The organism is Belliella marina (assembly GCF_042682445.1).
Taxonomy (GTDB): domain Bacteria; phylum Bacteroidota; class Bacteroidia; order Cytophagales; family Cyclobacteriaceae; genus Belliella; species Belliella marina.
The window spans coordinates 23,003-47,061 of record NZ_JBHUHR010000006.1; the positions used below are offsets into that span (position 1 = coordinate 23,003).

At 40.4% G+C, this 24,059-nt stretch carries 20 protein-coding genes; 9 read left to right on the forward strand and 11 right to left on the reverse strand.

The window, feature by feature from the left end:
• Positions 1-95: 95 nt before the first annotated feature.
• Positions 96-548, reverse strand: a complete 453-nt coding sequence (locus tag ACFSKL_RS02860; protein WP_376883455.1) for a peroxiredoxin — start codon at positions 546-548, stop codon at positions 96-98.
• Positions 549-699: 151 nt separating this feature from the next.
• On the opposite strand from ACFSKL_RS02860, the gene ACFSKL_RS02865 reads away from it, so the two are divergent.
• Positions 700-1,506 carry a DMT family transporter gene (locus ACFSKL_RS02865; RefSeq protein ID WP_376883456.1) on the forward strand — a complete coding sequence of 269 codons (807 nt, stop codon included), beginning with the start codon at positions 700-702 and terminating at the stop codon, positions 1,504-1,506.
• A gap of 87 nt (positions 1,507-1,593) precedes the next feature.
• On the opposite strand, the gene ACFSKL_RS02870 is transcribed toward ACFSKL_RS02865, so the two are convergent.
• Entirely contained in the window at positions 1,594-2,361 is a 768-nt protein-coding gene (locus tag ACFSKL_RS02870) for a hypothetical protein (protein WP_376883369.1), read from the reverse strand.
• Positions 2,362-2,766: 405 nt separating this feature from the next.
• On the opposite strand from ACFSKL_RS02870, the gene ACFSKL_RS02875 reads away from it, so the two are divergent.
• The 4 genes from ACFSKL_RS02875 (at position 2,767) to ACFSKL_RS02890 (ending at position 7,179) form a co-directional block, all read left to right on the forward strand.
• Positions 2,767-4,248, forward strand: coding sequence for a nicotinate phosphoribosyltransferase (locus ACFSKL_RS02875; protein ID WP_376883371.1), 1,482 nt, complete (start codon positions 2,767-2,769; stop codon positions 4,246-4,248).
• Complete coding sequence (prs, locus tag ACFSKL_RS02880; protein ID WP_376883373.1) at positions 4,241-5,152, forward strand: ribose-phosphate diphosphokinase; 912 nt, start codon at positions 4,241-4,243, stop codon at positions 5,150-5,152. Before ACFSKL_RS02875 ends, prs begins: the two co-directional genes overlap by 8 nt.
• A gap of 515 nt (positions 5,153-5,667) precedes the next feature.
• The gene (gene pncA / locus ACFSKL_RS02885; RefSeq protein ID WP_376883375.1) at positions 5,668-6,282 is read left to right on the forward strand and encodes a bifunctional nicotinamidase/pyrazinamidase; all 615 of its coding nucleotides are present in this window, start codon (positions 5,668-5,670) and stop codon (positions 6,280-6,282) included.
• Positions 6,283-6,417: 135 nt separating this feature from the next.
• Positions 6,418-7,179 carry a DUF2490 domain-containing protein gene (locus tag ACFSKL_RS02890; RefSeq protein WP_376883377.1) on the forward strand — a complete coding sequence of 254 codons (762 nt, stop codon included), beginning with the start codon at positions 6,418-6,420 and terminating at the stop codon, positions 7,177-7,179.
• A gap of 361 nt (positions 7,180-7,540) precedes the next feature.
• On the opposite strand, the gene ACFSKL_RS02895 is transcribed toward ACFSKL_RS02890, so the two are convergent.
• The 9 genes from ACFSKL_RS02895 to kduI all read right to left on the reverse strand — a co-directional run bounded on the left by ACFSKL_RS02895 (position 7,541) and on the right by kduI (position 18,224).
• A complete protein-coding gene (locus ACFSKL_RS02895; protein ID WP_376883379.1) occupies positions 7,541-8,032 on the reverse strand; it encodes a hypothetical protein in 492 nt (163 codons plus the stop codon).
• A 35-nt stretch (positions 8,033-8,067) separates the two neighbouring features.
• Positions 8,068-9,705, reverse strand: coding sequence for a hypothetical protein (locus tag ACFSKL_RS02900; RefSeq protein ID WP_376883381.1), 1,638 nt, complete (start codon positions 9,703-9,705; stop codon positions 8,068-8,070).
• Entirely contained in the window at positions 9,692-10,717 is a 1,026-nt protein-coding gene (locus tag ACFSKL_RS02905) for a caspase family protein (protein ID WP_376883383.1), read from the reverse strand. Before ACFSKL_RS02905 ends, ACFSKL_RS02900 begins: the two co-directional genes overlap by 14 nt.
• Entirely contained in the window at positions 10,714-12,147 is a 1,434-nt protein-coding gene (locus ACFSKL_RS02910; protein WP_376883385.1) for an alpha/beta fold hydrolase, read from the reverse strand. Before ACFSKL_RS02910 ends, ACFSKL_RS02905 begins: the two co-directional genes overlap by 4 nt.
• Positions 12,148-12,702: 555 nt before the next feature.
• Entirely contained in the window at positions 12,703-14,109 is a 1,407-nt protein-coding gene (locus ACFSKL_RS02915; protein WP_376883387.1) for a tagaturonate reductase, read from the reverse strand.
• A gap of 16 nt (positions 14,110-14,125) precedes the next feature.
• Positions 14,126-15,547 carry a glucuronate isomerase gene (gene uxaC, locus ACFSKL_RS02920; RefSeq protein WP_376883389.1) on the reverse strand — a complete coding sequence of 474 codons (1,422 nt, stop codon included), beginning with the start codon at positions 15,545-15,547 and terminating at the stop codon, positions 14,126-14,128.
• Positions 15,548-15,574: 27 nt separating this feature from the next.
• Complete coding sequence (locus tag ACFSKL_RS02925; RefSeq protein ID WP_376883391.1) at positions 15,575-16,600, reverse strand: LacI family DNA-binding transcriptional regulator; 1,026 nt, start codon at positions 16,598-16,600, stop codon at positions 15,575-15,577.
• Positions 16,601-16,605: 5 nt separating this feature from the next.
• A complete protein-coding gene (locus tag ACFSKL_RS02930) occupies positions 16,606-17,388 on the reverse strand; it encodes a gluconate 5-dehydrogenase (RefSeq protein WP_376883393.1) in 783 nt (260 codons plus the stop codon).
• Positions 17,385-18,224 carry a 5-dehydro-4-deoxy-D-glucuronate isomerase gene (gene kduI, locus ACFSKL_RS02935; protein ID WP_376883395.1) on the reverse strand — a complete coding sequence of 280 codons (840 nt, stop codon included), beginning with the start codon at positions 18,222-18,224 and terminating at the stop codon, positions 17,385-17,387. The genes ACFSKL_RS02930 and kduI overlap by 4 nt, the downstream gene beginning before the upstream one ends.
• 306 nt (positions 18,225-18,530) lie before the next feature.
• On the opposite strand from kduI, the gene ACFSKL_RS02940 reads away from it, so the two are divergent.
• The 4 genes from ACFSKL_RS02940 (at position 18,531) to ACFSKL_RS02955 (ending at position 23,750) form a co-directional block, all read left to right on the forward strand.
• Positions 18,531-19,784 (forward strand): DUF4861 domain-containing protein, encoded by a 1,254-nt coding sequence (locus ACFSKL_RS02940; RefSeq protein WP_376883397.1) that lies wholly within the window; start codon positions 18,531-18,533, stop codon positions 19,782-19,784.
• Positions 19,785-19,886: 102 nt separating this feature from the next.
• Positions 19,887-21,092 carry a glycoside hydrolase family 88/105 protein gene (locus ACFSKL_RS02945; protein ID WP_376883399.1) on the forward strand — a complete coding sequence of 402 codons (1,206 nt, stop codon included), beginning with the start codon at positions 19,887-19,889 and terminating at the stop codon, positions 21,090-21,092.
• A complete protein-coding gene (locus tag ACFSKL_RS02950; RefSeq protein WP_376883401.1) occupies positions 21,089-22,102 on the forward strand; it encodes a pectinesterase family protein in 1,014 nt (337 codons plus the stop codon). Before ACFSKL_RS02945 ends, ACFSKL_RS02950 begins: the two co-directional genes overlap by 4 nt.
• Before the next feature lie 7 nt (positions 22,103-22,109).
• Positions 22,110-23,750 carry a glycoside hydrolase family 43 protein gene (locus tag ACFSKL_RS02955; protein WP_376883403.1) on the forward strand — a complete coding sequence of 547 codons (1,641 nt, stop codon included), beginning with the start codon at positions 22,110-22,112 and terminating at the stop codon, positions 23,748-23,750.
• The last annotated feature ends 309 nt before the right edge of the window (positions 23,751-24,059 follow it).

Below are 24,059 nucleotides of genomic sequence, written 5' to 3' on the forward strand. Positions count from 1 at the left end.
TATCCCAATATCTAGTCTCAATCAATATCCGTTTGTTATAAAAATAGTTTTGTTTGGCTCGGATTACTGTCAACGTTCCCTAGATGGATTCAATGTCATTTACTATTCAATGCAGCCAACATCTCATCTACGTGCTTTTTTGACTCAAACATGTCAGAAAAAACACCTTGCACAATATGATTGCTGTCAAGTAAATAGGTGATTCTTTTTGGCATCCTTACCAAAGGGATCAGTGCATCATATGCTTTGCAAACTTGACCAGTGCCATCACTCAAGAGTTCAAAGGGTAGGTTGAATTCCTTTTGGAACTTCAAGTGTGTTTCGATGGAATCCCGACTGATTCCATATACAGGGATATCCAAATCCCTAAATGCCGCAAACTGATCCCTAAAATCACACGCCTCTGCCGTGCATACCCTGGTGAAGTCTTTGGGATAAAAATAGATGATGCACGATTTTCCTGCTGCATCTTTATTCAAAGTGAAATGATTTCCAGAAGTGGAAGGTAGCGTGAAATTGGGTGCTTGTTGACCTTTTTTGAGTGACATGGTATCAGGTTGGATTTCTAGTGTACTAACCATTAATTCCAAAAAAAGTTTCACTACGCCAAATATGGAACTAATCTGCAAAGTTTGGGATTGATAAGGAAATCCAAATTTTAACACCCCCGAAGTTTTGAGTAAGAAAAGTGTCCAACACATGCTTTTGGCAGGGTTTCTTTTTTCGCTGATGAATGTAGCAGTGAAATTGATACCGCACATCCCTGCGATAGAGATTATACTTTTTCGATCAGTCATGAGCTTTTTTATGACCTATTTTGCGTTGAAAAGAAGCAACATACCTTTGTTTGGAAACAACAGATCGCTTTTGGTCATCAGGGGGATTGCGGGTTCTATAGGTCTGATGACATTCTTCTACAACCTTCAGACTATTCCGTTGGCAAGTGCAGTGACGATCAATTATCTGGCACCGATTTTCACGACTATTTTGGGTATTTTTATTGTAAAGGAAAAAGTAGCAAAGAGAAAATATCTCTATTTCGGCATTTCATTTTTGGGGGTAATCATCATTGAAGGCTTTGATCCAAGGATTTCCACTTTTGACTTGGGAGTTGGTTTGGTAGCCTCTTTGGCAATGGGAGTGGCATACAATGTGATCAGAAAGCTGAAGAATTCCGAGCATCCTTTGGTGATCATGTTTTATTTCCCGTTGATCACTACACCGGTGGCTGCGGTTGTATCATACTTTTTCTGGGTCATGCCTACTGGTTGGGATTGGTTGGTTTTGGCGATTGTGGGAGTCTTGACACAAGCCGCACAATATTTTATGACTTTGGCCTATCAAAACGCCAATCTTTCGAAGGTGGCGAGTTTAAGTTATGTAGGGATTATTTATGCTCTGAGTTTTGGCTTTTTGATTTTTGATGAAACATATAGCCTGATCACCTACATGGGTATGGTATTGGTTTTGGCAGGGGTCTTGTTGAACGTGACTTCAAAAAAATGATCCCCAAGTAATAGGGGATCGTTTTTTTGAAATGGGCAAACAAAATCTGCTTTTCGGTTTTATCATGGTTCTATGTGGGGAGTATTTTTATTTTTTTGGATTCCCATGCCCATTCTCATGGATTCTCACTTTGATTTTGATATCAGTCAGTTCTACAATCCTGGCTTTGATTTTCTCATAAATAGTAGCATTTGAATCTGGGTTGATCAACATGATGCCATCCGTGATTTCGGCATTTTCAAACTCTTCTGCTGTGATGTCATTGAACCATTTCATCGCATAAAGTTCCACTAGGATGGTCGCTTTTTCCAATTGGTCAAACTCCAATGCTTCATTTTTGTCTTTGGCTTCAAACTTCCCATCGAAATTGAACAATTCACCATATAGTTCGTACTTGATGGGAACAACTTCGCCTAGGGAAGTCTCAAATTCCCCTGTCAATGAAGCTGCAACATCATCAGTCGCTTCTACTATATCCAGATCAAACATCAGCTGCCTATAGGAAGCTCGTGGCATTCTAATATTGACATCATGCCCATTTTCATCATTGGTGTATATGATTTTCTTAGGCTCATCTGGATAGTCAAACACAAAATTCCGGTCAAGGCTTGAGCCAATCGGCATTTTCCCAAGTACTCTCACTTCTAATCTTTTTACATTCATGACAGCTTCCTGGATAGTAAGCCTATTGAGTGTTCGGGCATTGCTGTGGTTTTCATCTTCTTCCGTCAAGGCGAAAGCAACATCCACTTCCACGGTGCTGGGCACCACATCTTGCATGTCAACCTCGCAGGAGGCCATCAGCAAGAATGCGCCTCCGAGGATTAAATCATAAACTACTGAATTCTTTTTCATAACTGTGTTGGTTTAATTGTAAGAAAAGATTTTGATTTGTTTGCTTACCTCGGCGTTTTACAAAAAACCTACCTAAAAAATCAAAAAAGTAGGTTTTGGGACGGCATAACAGATTTCTGTTTACATAGTCTTGTATTTCGGTAGTTCTTACTTGGGTAAGGATAAGAAATTTTGATTTTCAGCTATTTTTCAGGGAATGGTATTGTTAAGATTAAAATTTCAGTTTATAATTTCAATTGTGCTGGTTTTCCATTGTATGTTTTAGGAGCAGGATTGTGCTATTTGCAGGCAAAATCCAAATATAGAATCCAAGTCCGTTCTGTTTTTTACATGCTGCTTTTAAAAATCCAATAAATGGGCATTTAATTTCATTTTCCACTAAATTTGAGATCAAATAGATAACTTATGAAGATCACCAAAGACCTGTACCAAGGTTCACTTGCGCTTTTGACGGATTTTTATCAATTGACTATGGCCTATGCTTATTGGAAGTCGGGAAAGGCTGAACAAGAAGCAGTATTCAATCTTTTTTTTAGGAAAAATCCTTTTCAAAGTGGTTTTACAATTGCCGCAGGCCTGGAATATGTCATAGACTTTTGCAGGAATTTCAACTTCAACGAAAGTGATTTGGCCTATTTGGCTGATATGAAAAATACTGACGGTACCGTCGTCTTCGAGTCCAACTTCATAGAGTATCTGAAAGAGATGCGTTTTACCTGTGATTTGGAAGCGGTGGAAGAAGGAACAGTGATTTTCCCCCATACTCCAATCATCAAAGTCAAAGGACCATTGATCCAATGTCAGTTGTTGGAGACAGCTTTGTTGAATATCATCAATTTCCAAACCTTGATTGCTACAAAGGCAGCGAGGGTAGTTTTGGCAGCCAAAGGGGATTCAGTGTTGGAATTCGGGTTGCGAAGGGCACAGGGGATTGATGGGGCATTGGCGGCGAGTAGGGCTTCTTTTATAGGAGGCTGCTCTGCCACGAGCAATGTGATGGCAGGGAAGTTATTTGGAATACCGGTATCGGGCACACATGCACATAGTTGGATCATGTCTTTTGATTCGGAGTTGGAGGCATTTTATGCCTATGCAGATGCGTTTCCTGAGAAATGTGTTTTTTTGGTAGATACCTATGATACTGTCAATGGTATCAAGAATGCCATCGAAGTGGGCAAAGCATTGCGTGAAAAAGGCAAAGAGATGATAGGGGTTAGGATCGATTCGGGTGACTTGGCATACTTTAGCAATGTAGCCAGACAAATGCTGGATGAAGCAGGGTTTCCGGATGCAAAAGTAGTAGCAAGCAATGATCTTGACGAGCATATCATTACATCCCTTAAAAGCCAGGAAGCTTCTATTGATGTGTGGGGGGTAGGGACCAAATTGGTGACTGCCTATGACCAGCCTGCATTGGGGGCAGTTTACAAATTGGCTGCAATCAGGGATGAGAATGGTAACTGGGATCCCAAAGTCAAAGTGTCCCAACAATCTATCAAAATCAATATTCCCGGTAACCATGATATCATCCGCTTCTTGAAAAATGGAAAGGCAGTGGCAGATATGATTTATCTGAAAGAAGATACTTCTGGAAAAAATATTTTCACCATTATTGACCCCATAGATCCTACCAAGAGGAAAAAGGTAAATTCGGATAGTATGGAACAACTGAACCTATTGAAACCGATTTTCAATAAAGGGAAGAAAATATACGATTCTCCGTCAATTGACCTGATCAAGGAAAATACCCAAAAGAATCTCCAGTATTTTGATAAAACCCACAAAAGATTGATTAATCCACATATATACCCAGTTGGCTTGGAGGAAAAACTGTATCAACTACGTACCGATTTGGTATTCAAAATGAAAAATTACGAGCATGAATAAAAAGATAATCTTTTCCATCCAATCATATTGTTATTTGAGAGATCGGGTCCTCAGCATTGGAGATTTTGACAAAGGTGAAATTGAAGTAAAGCAGTTCCCCGACGGTGAGAGGTATCAGAGGATATTGACAGATGTCTATGAGAGGGACGTCGTTTTGATCGGGGGGACTATTTCAGATGCCGATACACTGGAGATATATGATTTGGCTTATGCCTTGATCAAGTATGGAGCAAAATCGATCTATATGGTTTTCCCATATTTTGGGTATTCGACGATGGAAAGAGCCGTCAAAAAAGGGGAGGTGGTCACGGCGAAATCCAGGGCAGTGATGTTTTCTTCCTTGCCAAGAACCAGTCAAGGCAATCATTTTATGTTTTTTGACTTACATTCGGAAGGGATACCACATTATTTTGAGGGGCAAGTTTTGATCAACCATGTGTATTGCAAATCCATCATCACCAGCGTAGCCAGGGAATTGGCTTCGGAAGATTTTGTAATGGCCTGTACAGATGCAGGAAGGGCCAAATGGGTTGAGTCATTGGCCAATGATATGGGTGTAAATGCTGCTTTCGTATTCAAAAGACGCTTGTCTGGCGACCAAACGGAGGTGACAAGCATCTCCGCTGATGTAGAAGGGAAGGATGTGGTGATCTATGATGACATGATCCGAACTGGAGGCTCGCTGATCAGTGCCGCAAAAGCTTATAAATCAGCCGGGGCAAATAGGATTTTCACCATTACCACCCATGGGCTTTTTACCAACGATGCCTTGCAAAAGATCCAAGAATCGGGTGTGATAGAAAAAGTGATTGCAACAGATACACATGTCAATTGCAATACATTGGATTCAGGTATTTTGAGGGTGGAGACGGTGGCGGATTTGATTGTGGAAGAGTTGAAGTAAAAAGCAAGAGAGACAAGAAACGAGATTTAAGAAGCGAGAAGCAAGAGGCGATGTAATCAACCACGAAGTGCCTGTTCTACCTAATGCATAACAAAGACGAATAAAAACCACGAAGTGGTTAAATCTTGATTAACCCTCGGTGAAACCGGGGGCTAAGGAAAAAACAAAATATCTACCTAACGACCCTGAAGGGTGTCGAATATGATTGATAAAAGAAATAAAGTGAGAAGCGAGAGATAGGGCAAGAGCCAAGAAAACAACAAAGATAAAACCACAAAAAGCCTGTCCCGATACCGATAGCTATTGGTAACGGGAGTTAAACCTTAATCAACCACGTATGTAATTCGGGGGATAAAGATGATGATAGAGTAGACAACCCGAAGTGGGTTGAACATTTTCAATTTTTAGTAGAAAGTGTCAACTTATTTCGCGACTTGATAAAGAAGTGTTTTCAACAAATTAAGTACAAAATCAGGATCCGCCGAAGCGGGCAAGATTTATAAAGAAACCAAATTATGAAAGCGTTAATAATTGTAGACGTCCAGAATGATTTTATGCCGGGTGGGGCTTTGGCAGTGAAGGAAGGTGATCAAATCGTTCCGATTATCAACCAAGTTCAAGATAAGTTTGACTTTGTAGTTGCTACCCAAGATTGGCATCCTGCTGACCATGGGAGTTTTGCAGCTAACCATGAAGGAAAGGAAATCGGTGAATTTATTGTACTGAATGGGGTGGAACAAATTTTATGGCCAATCCACTGTGTTCAAGGGTCGTCAGGAGCAGCGTTTCACAAAGATTTGATTAGAGACAAATGGAAGGCTGTTTTCCAAAAAGGAATGAATCCATTGGTTGATTCATATTCCGGATTTTTTGACAATAACAAACTAGGGGATACAGGGATGAGCAAGTTTCTGAAAGACAACGGGGTAGATGAGATTTATATCTGTGGATTGACTGCGGATTATTGTGTCAAGTTCACAATTTTGGATGGAGTTTTGGAAGGTTTCAAGGCCCATTTGATATTGGATGCGACCCGTGCTGTAAATATTAACGAAGGTGATTTTGCCAAGGCAGTCATAGAAATGGAGAATGCAGGGGCGATAATTGGACATTCAAGTGATATTGAATGACAATGGAAATTTAAAATAAAGGAGGTTTAGGTTTGAAGATGTTTTTCTTGGGGTAATGATAGTACTTTTTAACTCGAAATTTTCTGTTCAACTATTTGGAAGACTTACCGTATATCAAACCTAAACCCACATAACATGAAGCAATTTCTTGTAATATTTCCATTACTTTTAACATTGGTTTTTTCCCAGGCAGAAGCACAAGGTCCCCGAAGCCATGATTATAATTCAATTGGGTGGCTTGCGACATTCCTCACATATAATTTGGATGAAAAATGGAGTGTACATGGGGAGTTTCAATGGAGAAGATCAGAATTGGTGAAAGAAGCCCAGCAAAATCTCTATCGGGCAGGAATCAATTTCAAACCCCATAAACAGGCATTGTTGAGGGTTGGGTTAGCCTATGCCGATACTTACCCATATGGAAAGGTGCCTATCCAGAGTACAGCCAGGCTATTTCCGGAATACAGAACATACCAAATGGCACAAATCAACAATCCGATTGGGAATGTTGGCTTGACCCACAGGTTTATCTTGGAACAAAGGTGGGTAGGGAGATATACCAACACTACCTTGGCCAAAGTTGATGACTATGTGTTTATGAACAGAGTCCGGTACATGGTTAGGATGCAAATACCACTCAGCTCTTTGTTTTTGGAAAACAACGCACCTTATATTGCTGCCTATGATGAAGTGATGATAGGTTTTGGGAAAAATATCAATCAGAATGTGTTCGATCAAAACAGGATTGGATTGCTTGGAGGAGTGAAGTTAAGTGAGAGAGTTAGGGTAGAAGGAGGCTATCTGAATCAGATATTGCAATTTGGCAGAATGGTTGAGGATAAAGAGCTTTTTCAACATAACAATGGATTGATTATCAATACTTATATCAATTTATAATCAAACTCAGGTTTAAATGGGGGAATCTTCCTCATCTGTTTCCCTACGTCTTTATAGACTAAAATAGTCAATCCGAAATGGAGGTTATTGTTTTTTTAATAACCAACAACCTAATATTGGGATAATCAATAAGCCAAAGATGGAACCCATCCCATTGGGGCGTAGCCCTGATTTCTTTATATTTAGATATACCTTCCGTTAAAGCCAGACTGGAGAGCTGGGTTTCTAAAAATCACAATGGTAATCAATTTTATACGGAGATATAAGGGCTACGCCCCTGATCAATTTGTCAGGTGTTTGGCTAAATGGTCTTCGGTTGGGCTGATATAACCGCAAGACGGCAAAAAGAACTTATATGTGACTAAAGTATTTGAGAAATTTTTATTTTGTTGCCTCTGAATTCAGATATTTCACCTTCTTTCAAACCCCAAAGTGCCGTGATCAAAGGAGATTCTTTTGAAACCAACTGATAGTCTATTCCATCAAGGTTTACTTTTCCCATAGCGACAGAAACCCATATTTTACCCATCGGTACTTCGATCAAAGCCCCTTCTTCGACAGTATTTATTTGTTTTACAGGCACGGCATTGATTTGGTTCAGCATGACTTTGGTGGAAGACAGCCTCTTTTGCAAAATGTCCCGATTCTGGTTTAGCATTTCCTGATGGGTTTCATATTTGTCACCTGCAGAACTCTTCTCCTCTATCTCAGAAGACTGCTGTAGATTGGTCAATTGTTGTTGGATGTCTTGAATCTGATCCCTCAAGATTTCTTGAGAGCGTGCAAGAAGTGCTGGTTTAATTTGATCAGTAGCGTTTATCATGGCGCAAAAGTAGTCAAATTTCTTGTTCATTGGATTAACCAAATAAAATAGTAATCCAAGCAGGATTATTCTTTGCTCCATTGCTGCAAAATACGCTTGATGGATGTTGCTGGAAGTGCCAGTTCAGTGGAAAGCATGTCGATGTTTGTCTCTTTTCCAGATTTCAGATGATCGCTCACGGCAACTTTCACCCAACTGGTCTGGGTGCTTTCATCATGGATTTTTTTGATGAAATCTTTACTCAGTACTTTTTTGAGGTCAGTTTGGAAATTGTCGATCAAAGATTGGTCAATGGCGTTGTCTGGGATATCTCCACTTCCCATGATCATATTTTTTATATAACTTGGAGTAGGGGTTGATTCCATAGAAAAGGAGTCATTTCCAAAATCTGAAATTTTTATACTTTGCTCTGTGGTTTTTTTTACGGGTGTAAAAGAAGTAAAAGGGGAATCGTACAACAGATTTTCTGAAATCAGGTCATTGATGCTATTGGCTTGTATCAACTTCCCATCGCTTAGTGATTCTTTGATTAGGATTTCGTAGCCAATCCTGAATAGAGGCGGATCGATGATCGGAGCCTTTTTTAGGTAAAGATTATCAATGTTTTTGCTGTATAGGATTTCGAGAATCCGGAAATCTGAACTTTCTACATTGAAATTGAAGTAAGCATTCAAATTCAACAACAGTAAATAGACGATCTCGTTTGCATCCTTTTGTTTGCCTAAGAAATAGAGGTATAGGCTAAGGATTGTCAAAATTGGGGAATCATATACTTTGTTGTTGATGTCATTGAGAATGTTTAGATCGATCGAATATTCCCTGTTTTGGAGTTTATCCAGGAGTGTATCGACCAGAATATTTGCACTGTCATCAGGTTCGAATCTCCTGTTTTTGGCTAAGAATATGCGCATACTTCCAAATAGAGGAGTTTTACCCAAGGTTAGAAAAACCTGTGTATGCAAATTTTCATAAACTGAAAGTACACATTGCCTTACTTCTGTCCCTTCATAAAGCAGGTAATAAGTGCCTGCCGGTAGCGTTACATTTATAGCAAAAGAACCATAGTTGTCATTGTAGGTTCCATCGATGCCAAACCCCTTCAAGAAATTGGATTTATCATCCTTGTTCCCATAGATATTCGGATCACTAAATTCTGCAATCACCTTATTTTCTGAATTTAAAAGCTTAAAATTCTCAATAAATAGATTGGGCCAATGCTTCTTGAGCATGTGATACTGATCTACTGAAGGAAATCTCAGAAAGATAAATAATGAACCAGTTGTATGGTATTCATTAGGCTCTACGTGCAATTCGGTAGTGTCGCCCGTGCTGAGGGTATACGCATCACCGGTATAATATTCATGGGAAGTCTTATATTCTATTGTATTGTTATACCCCAAGAGGGCAGAAGAATAGTGTAGGGGAAGAGGGATGACGTTTGGGTTGCTATAATTATCTCTGCTGATATTATAGTACTTGTTTCCGTCCAATTGAATATAAGTGTCATTGAATACATGGTTGATTTCAACCCTTAGAATGTAAATACCTTCAGGACAATCATAAACCCAGCTGTAGTCTGATGTTTGGCTGGTAGGCATGATTCTTTTGTTTGAGTTGAATAGGGTAATAGTCAACGTATCCCCAATCCTCAAATCCGAATGAATGCTCAAAGCATACCTTAGTTGACTTTCAAATCCTAACATCTACTTCCTCGTTTTTGGGTTGAATATCTAGAAATTTAGCATCCCCAGTACTTGGGTTTTTGACGATATACATCCCTTTTGTGAGGTTTAGGGAAAAGGTAGTCTCGTTCTGGGTATCAAATTCATGCACTTGCCGTAGTTTTCCATCCAAAAGTGTATAAAAGAAATTCATCTTGTTGGAGAAGATGAAGTTTACCTTGACCGTTTTCTCCTTACATGAAAACAAAGTATGGGCGGAATGGATATTACTATTGATTTCTGGGATTTGTTTGTATCCATGTTCCAATGCGATTTTTGGAGTCTCTATCCATAAGTAATCTTCCAACATCCCAACACTGATTTTACCATTTTCGGCTGCACCACCATTGAGTGCATTCAATAAGGCGGTGGTAAAAGCCCCTCTCATTTCTGATTCATCTTGATTTTTCGTTTCTATTTCGTATGACTCATCTTGATATTGTGTAGCATATGCAATGAATATTTTGGTCTTCTTTGCTTTATCGGAAGGCATCAAGGGAGAGAAAGTGGGTGATTTGGGCTTGATATTTATTTTGGTGTTTCTACAGCAATCTGCAAAGAATAGAATCTCTTCAAAATAGCCGTATTTACTGATGTCCTCTTTGTAGTTCTCTGATGAAATAGCGGAATGACGTCTCATTTCAGACCAATTGGCCAGGCAAAGCGCAATGTCTTTGATACTGTCCAATGTCCCCAGCCCATGTCCTGCAAAGTAAAAATAGAATCTCCTTGCCGAACCGTTTTTGTTCTTTATTGCAGCTTCTATTTCCAAAAATGCGTCGTCTATTTGATCCTGTAAAGGTAAGAGTGGTTGTTCCGAAGAGAGGATTTTCTTGATGTTCTCTTGGGGCATATCACCCCCTTCTTTGTCAAGAAGCCATTTCTCCATCATGTTTGTGTCATTTATGGCACCTCTGAGTTTTCTCAGTCCGGCGTTTTGGGGAGGGGTATAGTCATTGATCCCTATGAGCAAGGCATAATCTCCTTCATTCATGGCTGATTGAGTATAAATTTGAGGCTTTCCAAGGTATTTTCATCTTCATCAAATCCACCGTGCGTGGTAGAACTGCTCCGCTGTCCTTCAAGTTCATGCTCACCAGTGATGGAGTAGACCAGCCTCCTGTTGCTTTGGCCATAGAGAAAGCGGTTGGTCGCAACAGCTTCGGCGATCGTATCATAGGGTCTGATTCCTGAAATATGGCGTTCCATTCCCAGTACAAGTGCATCACTGTCATTCCCTTCATTCTCCAACACACCTGATATCAGATACAATAGCGAACGGGTGTAGACATAGGGGAGGAGCAAGTCCTTTTTCTCAATCGAATCATACATGGTGTAGATCAACAGTTTTGAGAAGAAGTTTGGCTTTTGGACAATTTCACTGTGGAACAATTCCACCCTGCAAGCTGGGGCAAGAAAAACGATGCTTTTAAACTTCAAATCAGGAAATGATTGTGTGGAGGTTTTGAGAAGGTTGCAGGTAACTATAGAGCCTGCACTATGTCCAACAAGGTTGATTGATAAATCTGGCTGGGCATTTTTTAATTTCACCAGTTTTTCCAAAACATACCTTCCAACATGCTGGTCAGTTCCATGTAAACCTTCATTGGGGTACCACATTTGGTCAGACTTGATTTTCATACTGTTCCAAATGGATGATCCGATCTCGGCAAGATAAATTTCCCTCATCAGCTCCTCTATGATAGTTGGATAAAAACCATGATCTCTCCGTGCCACAAATCTTTTGATTACCCTAAAGGCAATTTTTGCGAGGTATCGCACCAATATGGCTGTACTGATAAAGCCTCTTGAGTTTTTATCTTCCTCAAGGGCTATTTGGTTTTCCTGCAATAATCCGGGGATTTCATAATCTGATTCCACCTCAAACCGGAGTTCCAACTCAAGTTCTTCCGGAGTTTGTGGGATTTTGAATTCAGCATCGGCACCTCGGCTGTTTGTGCCAAAATCAAAAACCTCAAAATCCTCAAATGGGGTTTCTGAAGTCAGTTCTTTTTCAAGCATTTCTTCACTGAGACTTTTGCCCGAACCACGGCTATCTGAAAGGCTGATACCAAGTTTCTTTGTGAGGTTTTTGGTAAGGATTTTTATCAGTTTTTTGAATAACCGTGTCTTGGAGACTGTCTGGATATTATCCCTCAAGGTTTCGAAAAGACCTGTTTCCCAAACCAGACAAAGCACTCCATGATTGGCTGAATTTAAGTTTGCATGGATGTTTTCAGCGGTTTTTATTCCACTTTTTTCATTTACCAATCCTCCGTGAAAGTATAGGGTTAAATTTTTCAATTTCCTGGATTCATAGTCCTCAAAAACTTTGTCGACTTCAATCTGTGTTGAGTGATGTTTTCCTCTAGGTTTGAATGTCCCGTTTGGCCCTACATGGATAATGTATTTTCTATCTTCCATATAAATTGTTTTTGTAAAAACTAAAGTGTATATAGATATGACAAATAAGATCACATCGCAGATTGAAACTGCGCTGTGTGTATCACTAAACCCTTACCTGTTCTAATTGATAATCAAAAAAATATAAACTGTAACCAGCTGAAAAATACCTGAAACGCACATACTAAGATTGCAATTTTTCAAATGTGGTCTTGAATCCAATATTGAAATTCATGTATATAGGCTTCTTTGCCAGGAGCCTTGATAAATATCTTCAGCAAAGGACTTGTCCAGTCTTCTGACTGAATTCCGATGACTTTTGACCATTATCCGCAACATTTAGGCGTATAATCTCCCTATTGGCAAAGTAACGGATAGCTATATTGAATACCTATTTGGTAGATATGCTCTATAAACCACGTAAAAGTTACCTGTAAATATCTGGTAATCAAAATTTAAATTGAAAAATTTAATTGGATGAGTACTTTGGTTTTAGAACCTGCTTTTTAGCAAAAAAAACAGAAGATTCAAAGAACCTTCTGTTTCACATAAATAACCCAAATAAATTACTATTTCTTAGTTGGCTGCGATTTTTTCCTCAATTGAAGAAATGATTGCATCGGCAAGTCCGGCTTGTCCGTTCAGATCTTCACCCCAAAAATCAACTCTTGACAAGGTGTTTTTTACAATTGTTTCAATTTCGGATTTACTCCATTGCTCTGTAAAGAAAGCCATGATTGCCGGATCGTCTTGGACAGGTATTTTTTCTCCATTTGATTCACCTTGGTAGAATTGGATCAATGATGCAAATGATTTGATTAAGTTCTTAGGCCATGTTCCTTTTCTAGATTTGTATTCCAGGATACTTGGCAATACTCTGACTTTGAATTTTGAAATGGAATTCAAGGCAATTGAGCTCAATTCATGTTTGATAAATGGATTTCTAAATCTATCCAAAACATCAGAGGCAAATTGGGCCAACTCATCCTCAGAAAGATCCAAAGTCGGAATGATTTCATTGTATATGGTATCCTTGATAAATTGGCCAATCACAGGATCTTCCACAGACTCCCTGACAGTCCTTAATCCAGCCAGATAGGCTACCGGTACCAAAGCGGTATGTGCACCGTTGAGGATTCTTACTTTTCTTGTCCTATAAGGTGATTGGTCTTTGACGAATTTGACTTGCAATCCCGCTTTTGGTCCCGGGAATATCTCTTCCAAATCCTCAGGGCCTTCGATCACCCACAAGTGGAACGGCTCGGCCATAACCACGAGGTTATCTTCAAAACCAAGGTCTTGTTGAATTTCTTTGATGGTGTCTTTTGGAAAGCCTGGTACGATACGGTCAACCAATGTATTGCAGAAAGTACAGTTTTTCTCAATCCACGCTACAAACTCAGCCGAAAGGCTCCAAAGCTTGGCATAATTCAGTATTGCTGCCTTCAACTGCTCCCCATTCTTATCAATCAGCTCACATGGGATCAGGACAAGGCCTTTGTCTGCTGCGCCATCAAAATGACTGAATCTTGTGTATAGCAATGCAGTAAGTTTTCCCGGAAAAGTATTCGAGATCTTTTCAAGTCCATGATCATTTCCGTCAAAAGCAATCCCAGCTTCTGTAGTGTTGGAAATGATAAATTTCAAATCAGGATTTTTTCCCAAATCCAAGTATCCCTGATAATCTTCAAATGGATTGTTGACACCTTGCACACAGGTGATCAGTTTGGTTTGGTCTATTGATTTCCCATTTTGTATGCCCTGAAGCTTGACATGGAATAGGCCGTCCTGGTCATTGAGCATTTTCCCAAGTCCTTGGGCCAAAGGTTGAATGATCTGCACATCTCCATTGAAATTGGCTTTTTCATTCATTTCCTCCACCATCCAGTTTACGAAACCTCTCAAGAAATTCCCCTCACCAAACTGAAGGATTTTGACAGGTCTTTTTTGGATAGCTATATTAGTTCTATTTATTGATTTCATCTTATTGGGTATTGTTTTAGAAATTGAAATATTCCTTGGCATTGTGGTAAGATATGTCAGAGACAATTTTGCCCAGCCAAGCTGTATCGGCAGGCAATTCCCCATTTTCCACATCCTGGCCAATGAGGTTACACAAAATCCTTCTGAAATACTCATGTCTTGGGAATGACAGGAAGCTTCTGGAATCTGTCAACATACCTACAAAACAGCTCAACAATCCCATATTTGACAAGGCATTGATTTGTTTTTCCATTCCGTCTTTTTGATCCAAAAACCACCATCCAGACCCGAACTGTACTTTGCCTTTTACAGAGCCGTCATTGAAGTTGCCAATCATTGTTGCCATCACTTCATTGTCGGAAGGGTTCAAGTTATAAAGTATCGTCTTTGACAATTGGTCAGTACTGTCCAAGAGATTGAGGAAGCTGGCCAAAGCTCTTGCTTGGGAGAAATCCCCGATGGAATCAAATCCTGTATCAGGTCCCAGGTTCGCAAGCATCCTCTTGTTGGTATTTCGCAAAGCACCCAAGTGGAACTGCTGAGTCCAGCCATTGGCATGGTACATTTTACACAATTCATACAAGGTATGGAACTTGAAATATTGGATTTCTTCCAGTGATAGCTCAGAACCATCCACCACTTTCAGGTATATAGCATGGATGTCTAAAGTCCCCAGTTCAAAGTAATACAATTGCTCCAAACCGTGGTCAGAGAGACTGCCACCGTTTGCAGCAAAATATTTTATCCTATTTTCCAAGGCAGCAAGTAGGTCATCATAGTTTTTGATTTCCAGTTTTGATGCAGCGGCAAGGTCTTCAATATAGCCTTTGTATTGTGCTGGATTTTCTACAGCATATACTTTGTCAGGTCTGAAAGCAGGGAAAAGTTTGGTGTCAGGACTACTTGATGCAGCTATTTTGTGAAATTCCAAACTGTCAATAGGATCATCGGTAGAGCATACCAATTCTACATTCATTTTTTTCAACAAACCTTGTGTATGGAAGTCTGGGCTTTGGAGAAGGCCTGTGGTTTCTTTGTATATGGAAACACCTGTGTCAGCAGAAAGTAGCTCATTGATCCCGAAATAGCGCTGAAGTTCCAAATGAGTCCAATGATACAGTGGGTTTCTAAGCGTATATGGAACAGTCTCTGCCCATTTTTGGAATTTCTCTTGATCTGTGGCATTACCTGTAATGAACTTCTCGTCCACTCCAAGTGTCCTCATCGCCCTCCACTTATAGTGATCACCTGCAAGCCACACTTCTGAAATAGTGTTGAATTTCCTATTGGTCGCAATATCATGGGGAGATAGGTGACAGTGATAGTCTATTATCGGTAGCTTGGCGGCATAATCATGATATAGGATTTTAGCAAAATCGCTTTTTAGAAGAAAGTCTTCGGAAAGAAACTTGCTTTGTTTTTCAGTTGCTGAAATCATTTTGATTGATTGGTTATGTATAGGTTTTTATTTATTTTTTTTGGTTGATTCCCGAATGATGAGTTCAGGTTTAAGGACTGTCTTTTGGTTGTTGCCTTTTTTTCCATCCAATTTCAACAAGTCAAAGAAAGTCTCTGCCGTCACACGGCCCATAGGTATACTTTTTTGGTCAACGGTGGTGATTGGTGGTGCTGTGAAGGAAGTGAAAGGTTCGTTTCCAAAACCTGCAAGCTTTACCTGCTCAGGCACGGATATTTTATGCTCCCGAAGGACTTGCATTGCACCCATGACTGCGTAATCGGAGGATGAAAATACAGCATCGAATTTGATTCCCTTTTTCAACAGGTTCTCCATGGATATCCGTCCATCTTCCAATTGCATATTGCTCTCTTCGATCAATTCAGGATCAAAAGGAATGTCGAAATCTTTCAAGGCGTCTTCATAGCCCCGAAGTCTCTCCTTGTAGATATTGATTTTTTTTGGTGATGTGAAATGTGCTATTCTTTTACATCCTTCTTCTATTAGATGTTTGGTCATATCATAGGCACCCTGATAATCATCGATGACTACTTGGCTTACATCCAGTTGGTTTGTGATCCTATCAAACAGTACCAAGGGGATACCCTTGTCCAAAACCTTCTGGAAATGGTCGAAATTCTCTGTGTTTTTCCCAATGGACGCAATGATTCCATCCACTCGGGCATTCAAGAGCGCTTCGATATTCTGTATTTCCTTTTCGGAATCTTCATAAGATTGGGAGATGATTACTTTATAATCCAGTTCGTTGGCGATATCTTCTATCCCCCTGACTACTGAAGAGAAAAAGTTTCTGTTGGCTGTGGGGACCAATACCCCGATCAATTTGCTTTTTCCGCTTCTTAGGGCAGAGGCGATATGGTTGGGCTGATAGTTCAGCTGCTTCGCCATTTTCAATACTAGCTTTTTGGTGTTTTCCGAAATCCTTGGATTATCATTCAGAGCCCTCGATACCGTAGAAGCAGTGATATTCAGTTTTTCAGCAATATCATGTATTGTTGCCTTGCCTTTTTTCATATGTGTTACTCTTTTGGCTTGCCGATGGTCGCAAGGATACCTCCATCTACATAAAGAATTTGACCATTGACGAAGTCGCTGGCTTTGCTGGAAAGGAAAACAATCGCTCCAGCCAAATCATCTGGATCTCCCCATTTTCCCGCAGGGGTCCTGCCTACTATCCAATCATTGAAAGGATGTCCGTCAACACGGATCGGGGCAGTTTGTTCGGTTGCGAAATATCCCGGACCGATTCCATTGACTTGGATATTGTATTTTGCCCACTCTGTTGCCAGGTTTTTTGTGAGCATTTTCAATCCACCTTTTGCGGCAGCATAGGCACTTACTGTGTCCCTGCCCAATTCACTCATCATAGAGCAGATGTTGATGATTTTGCCCGCACCCCGTTTTACCATGGATCTCCCGACTGCTTGGGAGAGTATAAAAGGGGATACAAGATCCAAATCTATCACTTTTCTGAAATCAGCAGGATCCATCTCCAAAGCTGGTACCCGCATGATCATTCCGGCATTATTGACCAAAATGTCAATGGGACCGACTTCAGCTTCTATCTTTTGTATATTTTCCTCAACTTTTTTGGCATCAGTCACATCAAAAAGATAGCCATGGGCAGTGATTCCTTCTTTCTTGTATTCAGCAATTGCCACGTCCATTTTGGAAGGGGTATGGCCATTGATTACCAAGGCAGCGCCATGATGCGCCAGTGCCTTGGCCATAGCCATTCCCAATCCATGAGTTGCTCCGGTGACTAATGCAACTTTCCCGTCCAAGTTGAATAGGTTTTTCATTTTAATGCTGTAGGTGCAACGATGTCCATATCGCCGTAATCCAAATTCTCACCAGCCATACCCCAAATAAATGTATAGTTGGAAGTCCCCGCACCACTATGGATAGACCATGGGGGAGATATCACCGCCTCGTGGTTTTTCATCCAAATATGTCTCGTCTCATCCGGCTGTCCCATATAATGGCAAACGGCCTGATCTGCTTCTAGATCGAAATAAAAATAAGCTTCCATTCTCCTGTCATGTGTATGGGAAGGCATCGTGTTCCATACGGATCCGGGCTTCAGTTCTGTCATTCCCATCTGCAATTGACAAGTAGGGACAACTGAATTCACCAACAACTTATATATCGTCCTGTGGTTGGAGTTCTCTAGTGATCCGAGTGTTACTACCTCTGCATCATCTTTTCCGACTTTTTTGGTTGGATAGGCATGATGTGCTGGTGCTGAATTGAAATACAGGAAAGTATCCCCTGATTTGGAAGGGTGGAAAACCACCTCCTTGACACCTTGACCTATATATAGCGCTTCTTTATTTGCCAACTCATAGGTTGTTCCATCTACATCTATGGATGTCGAAGGGCCTACATTGATGATCCCGATTTCTCTTCTCTCCAAAAAATATTCAGATTTCAACTGATCGATTGTTTCCAGTCCTATTGGTTTGGTAACAGGGTGGATTCCACCTATTATCAGTCTGTCATTTAATGTGTAAACTCCGTTGATTTGGTCTTTGACGAATAGACTTTCTATCAAGAAATGGTCTCTCAATTTGGAAGTGTCATATTGTTTGACGTCGCCTGGATGGTTTGAGTATCTTGTTTCTATAAAAGTATGCATAATATTATTTAGTGTAATCGTTTGCGCAATATACTATATATAAATTCAAAATATCAAATTTTTCAAACAAAATTTTTGGAAGTTCTGTTTTCCCTTATTTCCAAATAATATTTTATTAATACATTAAAAATCACACTGTAAGGTGTATTTTAAAAAATAACTGGTGTATTTTTTTTTATTTTGGATAAACCTTTATAAATATGCAATCGATTGCTCAAATTACAATTTATTGCATGGCTATTGTGCAAATACTGTGCAATAAAAGTTTTCTATAGAAAGAATTCATAAACTTTAAAATACGTATCAGTGAAAAACAAATACCTCTTTACGTGCCTTTTGGGAGTCTTCGCTTTTTCTTTTTTTTCTTGTAGTGGAAACAAAGAGGAAGTGGTTTTAAAGAATTTTGACATCTCCATCAACAACCCTTTGGATGTGGATAGAATGGATGCTTTTGTTTTGCTGACCGAAGAAGAGCTATTTGAAAAACATCCGGATTTCAATCCAGAGGGGTTTATTGTATACCAGAAGAATGTAGAAATCCCATCCCAGTATAATTCGGAAGGATTGGACAGAGGGCTTGCTTTTGTTCTTCCTTTTATTGCTGCGAAAGAAACTTTGACATTGACGATTTCCTATGACAAAGACGCTCCAATAGATAGGGAATACCCAAAGAGGACACAGGCAGAACTTTCCCATAAATTCGACGGGAAATTTGAAGATAGAAAATATATAGGAGGGGAATTCAGAAATGTGGATGAACTCCATGTGCCGGCAGAACATACCGACCATTCGTGGTACATCAGGTATGAAGGTCCGGGTTGGGAGTCTGATAAAGTAGGGTATAGGTTCTATTTGGATTGGAGAAACGGCGTGGATGTTTTTGGTAAAAAAGTAACCGAAAATGTACTCCAAAATGTAGGTCAGGATGGTTTTGATTCATACCACGAGATGAGTGGTTGGGGAATGGATGTGCTGAAAGTAGCCAAATCCTTAGGGGTTGGTTCCATTGCTACCTTTGAGAATGGCTTGGCTAGGAGGGTGGACGTGACCGATAGTCTTTATGCAGGAATTACAAACAATGGGGTGGTTTACTCATCGATATTGACCAAGTATCATGGTTGGGATATTGAAAGTGGAAAGACAGACCTGAGCTCAAACTTGAGCATCCATGCCGGGACAAGGTTGACCAAACAGGTTTTGAACAGTTCTGCTCCAATAGAAAATTTCGCAACAGGATTGATCAAGGATAAAAAAGCAGAGTTGATTACTGGTGGGGAAGATCAGGTATATGGTTACTTGGCGACTTATGGAAAACAAAGCCTGAATGATGATAATTTGGGTATTGTGGTTTTCTTCAAGAATGATCAAAAAATAGAAATTACAGAAGATCCCTTTTCGCATGTTGTTGTTTTGAAACCGGAAGGCAATGCCCTTACTTATTACTTTGCTGCTGCTTGGGAACTGGAACCGGATGGGATTACAGAAATAGATGATTTCAAAGCTTACTTGGATAAAACAGTAAAAGAACTTTCGAATCCATTGAAAGTATCGATGAAATAAAAAAATGCAATTAATAAAGACAATTAGTGCTCATAGATAATGGGGTTTGGAAGAGGGGATTCCCTCTTCTGAACTTCTGAAAAACAAACAACACAACCCAAAATGAAAACCATTAGCAAATTTTTTCTCCCTCTGGCAATTCTGATAAGTGTAGGATGCAAGGAGAAATCAAGTGATGTCGTAGAGGCAACCTCTAAAGATGTCGTTTATTCCACATGGATGGCTGATTCCGAAATCAAAAGAAACCCGGAAGGATGGACACTTGATTTCAACCCAAAACCCAAATGGGAATACACCCATGGATTGGTGATGATGTCCATGGATAGACTGTGGAAGCAGACCGGGGATGATAAATACTATGATTACATCCGCACATTTGTCGATTTTATGATCGATGAAAATGGCGTGATCAAAACCTATAAAAAGAGTGATTACAACATTGATAGGGTCAATGGGGGGAAGTTTTTGATTGATCTTTATGAAGCGACCGGAGAAGGGAAATTCAAGATTGCCATTGAGGAATTGAGGGATCAGATGCGGGAGCATCCGAGAAACTCTGAAAATGGATTTTGGCACAAAAAAGTCTACCCCCACCAAATGTGGCTGGATGGGATCTACATGGGATCCCCATTTTTGGCGCAATATGCAGCTGTTTTTGATGAACCGGAATTGTTTGATGATGTCGTCAACCAACTTTTGGTGATAGACAAATATGCCTACAGCCAAGAGACTGGCTTGTTCCATCATGCTTATGATGAAAGCAAATCTGAAAAATGGGCCAATCCCGAAACAGGTCTTTCCACAAATTATTGGGGGAGAAGTATAGGTTGGTTTGCAATGGCATTGGTAGATGTACTGGATTATCTGCCCCAAAACCATCCCCAAAGAGCTGAGGTTATCTCCATTGCACAGAAGCTGGCCAAGGGAATCATTAAGTATCAGCATGAATCAGGCACTTGGTATCAGGTGGTAGACCAAGGAGATCGTGAGGGCAATTATCTAGAGGCATCAGCATCGAGTATGTTTGCATATTTTCTGCTCAAAGGGGCTGAGAAAGGCTATTTGAGTCAGGAATCCAAAGAAGCAGGGATCAAAGCATACCAAGGGATTTTGGATGAATTTATCCGGGAAGATGAAGATGGGGGGATATCGATTACACAAGTATGCGGTGTGGCTGGTCTTGGAGGCAACCCGTATAGAGATGGTTCCTATGAATATTATGTCAATGAAATCATAAGAGACAATGACCCAAAGGGTGTTGGCCCTTTTATATTGGCATCTTTGGTTTATGAAAACATGGACAAATGAGAAATCTATTGATCATCTTGTGGATTGGTATCAGTTGTCAATTTTCATTTGCCCAAAAGGTAGATTTTGTAGTCTCCCATGATGGTTCAGGAGATTTTGCAACTGTTCAGGAAGCGATCATGGCTGTACCTGATTTCAGGAATGTCCCAACCTATATTTTCATCAAAAAAGGCACATACAAGGAGAAAATCATCCTCCCGACTTCTAAACGGAAGGTCGTTTTGATTGGGGAAGATGTGGATCAGACCATATTGACTTTTGATGATTTTGCTTCCAAACAGAATCAGTTTGGAGAGGAAATGGGCACTACAGGGTCAAGCAGTTTCTTTGTTTTTGGGGACGATTTTGCTGCCAAAAATCTAACATTTGAAAATTCCTCTGGACCAGTTGGTCAAGCTGTAGCCATTAGGGTGACAGGCGACCGCGCCTATTTTGAAAACTGTAAATTCTTGGGATATCAAGACACCCTTTATACCCAAGGAGAACATAGCAGGCAATACTACAAAGATTGCTACATCGAAGGAACAACGGATTTTATATTCGGATGGTCGACAGCAGTATTCGAAGACTGTGAAATCTATTCCAAATCAGGTGGCCAATACATTACCGCTGCTTCGACCTTAGCATCTTCTGCATATGGCTTGGTATTTATCAATTGTAAGCTGACTGGTGATGCCCCCGATGGAAAAGTATATCTGGGAAGGCCATGGAGAAACGATGCAAAGACGGTGTTTGTCAATACCGAAATGGGGAAACACATCCATCCCGAAGGTTGGCACAATTGGAGTAAGCCCGAAGCCGAAGAGACTGCATTTTATGCTGAATACGCTTCTTTCGGACCTGGTGCCAATCAGAAAGCACGAGTAGCTTGGTCAAAACAACTCAGCAAAGAAGATCTTGGGGATTTTACTGTTGACAAAGTCCTTTCAGGGACTGATGGTTGGATTCCGGGAAATAATTTAGACAATGAAGCTTGGCTATCCAATAGCCAATCACCCAAAATAAACTGATATAAAAATGATCAATAAAAACTTAATAAAAGTCGTGTCTATATTCCTTTTGGAAATTTGCTTTGCCCATGGAGCAATAAGTCAAGTTTCTGAAGTATGGCAAGCAGACCAGGGAGATGGGACTTATCTCAACCCGATTTTGCATGCGGATTATTCTGATCCAGATGTAGTGAGGGTAGGTGGGGATTTTTATATGACAGCATCAAGTTTCAATGCAGTTCCGGGACTTCCGATCCTACATTCCAAAGATTTGGCCAATTGGAAATTGATCGGCCATGCATTGCAGAGCTTACCGCCAGAAGATCATTTCTCCAAGCCACAGCATGGAAATGGTGTGTGGGCTCCTGCGATTCGGTATCATGAAGGTGAATATTACATTTATTGGGGTGATCCTGATTTTGGGATATTTGTGGTAAAGACAAAGGATCCTTCAGGACCTTGGGAAGCCCCGATTTTGGTGGAAGCTGGAAAAGGCCTGATTGACCCTTGCCCACTTTGGGACGAGGATGGCAAAGCATACCTTTCCCATGCTTATGCAGGTAGCAGGGCAGGAATCAAAAGTATCTTGGTCGTAAAACCGATGAATTGGGAAGGTACAAAAACGCTGGGGAGTGGAAAACTGGTATTTGATGGCCATGAATCACACCCAACTGTTGAGGGGACGAAATTTTATAAGAGAAACGGATTCTATTACATTTTTGCCCCGGCAGGAGGAGTTTCTACAGGTTGGCAATTGATTTTAAAATCAAAAAGTCCTTATGGTCCTTACGAAGAACATATCGCCTTGGCACAGGGGAATACTGAAATCAATGGTCCACACCAAGGAGCTTGGGTGGATCTTGAAAATGGCGATGACTGGTTTATCCATTTCCAAGACAAAGATGCCTATGGACGGATAGCCCATTTGCAGCCGATGGTCTGGAATGGTGATTGGCCAACAATCGGCGAGGACATAGAAGGTCAGGGTACAGGCCAGCCGGTAATGCGTCATAAAAAACCAAATATTGGAAAAGAATATGCAGTAGCTACACCATTGGATTCAGATGAATTTGATGGAGACGATATTGGCTTGCAGTGGCAATGGCATGCCAATCCCAAAGCGACTTGGGCATTTCCAAATCCTTCCAAAAGCCAATTGAGATTGTTTACAGATAGGATTCCCGATGATGCAAAGAACCTCTGGGGAGTTCCAAATCTGCTTCTGCAGAAATTCCCTGCCGAGGAATTTGTGACCACTACTTCCCTCACATTTACCCCAAACGAAAAGCTTATCGAAGAAAAGGTGGGCTTGGTTGTCATGGGGATGAGTTATGGCTACATAGGACTTGAAAGCCAAAAAGACGGGATCTATCTTCATTATGTGAAATGCATCGATGCAGAAAATGGAAAGCCTGAAGAAAAGAAAGTCATCAAAAAGCTGGATGGTAATCAGGTTCAACTGAGGGTTATTGTTGGTAAGGATGCTGTATGTGAGTTTAGCTATAGTGAGGATGGTTCTAAATTCACAAAGATCAATGATACATTCAAAGCAACCCCAGGAAAATGGATCGGTGCAAAAGTTGGACTATTTGCCCTAAGAAATTCCCAAATCAATGACTCAGGCTATGTCGATATCGATTGGTTTAGGTTTGGGAAAAGAGTCGATTAGATGAATAGTTGATTAAGTTATTGGTTGATTTGGTTATCGGGAATGCCCAATCTAAAATCACAAATCTAAAATTATTCCCCACTAACCTTAAAATCCGCCGCAGCGGACAAGCTCTTGCAACTTTCAAACCTTCAAACCTTGTCGATTGGTTTAGGTTTGGGAAATGATACGGTCAACTGGCGACGGTCAACAGAGGCTCTATCGAGAGCTAAAGTGGTTAATAGTCGAATAGATGATTAGTTATTCAGTAATTGGTTAACTGGATATTGTCAAAACAAAATGACCTAGCTAACCAACAACCTTAAAACC

What these genes read in the sequence shown, in the direction of transcription:
- ACFSKL_RS02860 (WP_376883455.1), bottom strand. Translation starts at nt 548, where the DNA reads ATGTCACTCAAAAAAGGTCAACAAGCACCCAATTTCACGCTACCTTCC.
- ACFSKL_RS02865 (WP_376883456.1), top strand. Translation starts at nt 700, where the DNA reads ATGCTTTTGGCAGGGTTTCTTTTTTCGCTGATGAATGTAGCAGTGAAA.
- ACFSKL_RS02870 (WP_376883369.1), bottom strand. Translation starts at nt 2,361, where the DNA reads ATGAAAAAGAATTCAGTAGTTTATGATTTAATCCTCGGAGGCGCATTC.
- ACFSKL_RS02875 (WP_376883371.1), top strand. Translation starts at nt 2,767, where the DNA reads ATGAAGATCACCAAAGACCTGTACCAAGGTTCACTTGCGCTTTTGACG.
- prs (WP_376883373.1), top strand. Translation starts at nt 4,241, where the DNA reads ATGAATAAAAAGATAATCTTTTCCATCCAATCATATTGTTATTTGAGA.
- pncA (WP_376883375.1), top strand. Translation starts at nt 5,668, where the DNA reads ATGAAAGCGTTAATAATTGTAGACGTCCAGAATGATTTTATGCCGGGT.
- ACFSKL_RS02890 (WP_376883377.1), top strand. Translation starts at nt 6,418, where the DNA reads ATGAAGCAATTTCTTGTAATATTTCCATTACTTTTAACATTGGTTTTT.
- ACFSKL_RS02895 (WP_376883379.1), bottom strand. Translation starts at nt 8,032, where the DNA reads ATGAACAAGAAATTTGACTACTTTTGCGCCATGATAAACGCTACTGAT.
- ACFSKL_RS02900 (WP_376883381.1), bottom strand. Translation starts at nt 9,705, where the DNA reads ATGTTAGGATTTGAAAGTCAACTAAGGTATGCTTTGAGCATTCATTCG.
- ACFSKL_RS02905 (WP_376883383.1), bottom strand. Translation starts at nt 10,717, where the DNA reads ATGAATGAAGGAGATTATGCCTTGCTCATAGGGATCAATGACTATACC.
- ACFSKL_RS02910 (WP_376883385.1), bottom strand. Translation starts at nt 12,147, where the DNA reads ATGGAAGATAGAAAATACATTATCCATGTAGGGCCAAACGGGACATTC.
- ACFSKL_RS02915 (WP_376883387.1), bottom strand. Translation starts at nt 14,109, where the DNA reads ATGAAATCAATAAATAGAACTAATATAGCTATCCAAAAAAGACCTGTC.
- uxaC (WP_376883389.1), bottom strand. Translation starts at nt 15,547, where the DNA reads ATGATTTCAGCAACTGAAAAACAAAGCAAGTTTCTTTCCGAAGACTTT.
- ACFSKL_RS02925 (WP_376883391.1), bottom strand. Translation starts at nt 16,600, where the DNA reads ATGAAAAAAGGCAAGGCAACAATACATGATATTGCTGAAAAACTGAAT.
- ACFSKL_RS02930 (WP_376883393.1), bottom strand. Translation starts at nt 17,388, where the DNA reads ATGAAAAACCTATTCAACTTGGACGGGAAAGTTGCATTAGTCACCGGA.
- kduI (WP_376883395.1), bottom strand. Translation starts at nt 18,224, where the DNA reads ATGCATACTTTTATAGAAACAAGATACTCAAACCATCCAGGCGACGTC.
- ACFSKL_RS02945 (WP_376883399.1), top strand. Translation starts at nt 19,887, where the DNA reads ATGAAAACCATTAGCAAATTTTTTCTCCCTCTGGCAATTCTGATAAGT.
- ACFSKL_RS02950 (WP_376883401.1), top strand. Translation starts at nt 21,089, where the DNA reads ATGAGAAATCTATTGATCATCTTGTGGATTGGTATCAGTTGTCAATTT.
- ACFSKL_RS02955 (WP_376883403.1), top strand. Translation starts at nt 22,110, where the DNA reads ATGATCAATAAAAACTTAATAAAAGTCGTGTCTATATTCCTTTTGGAA.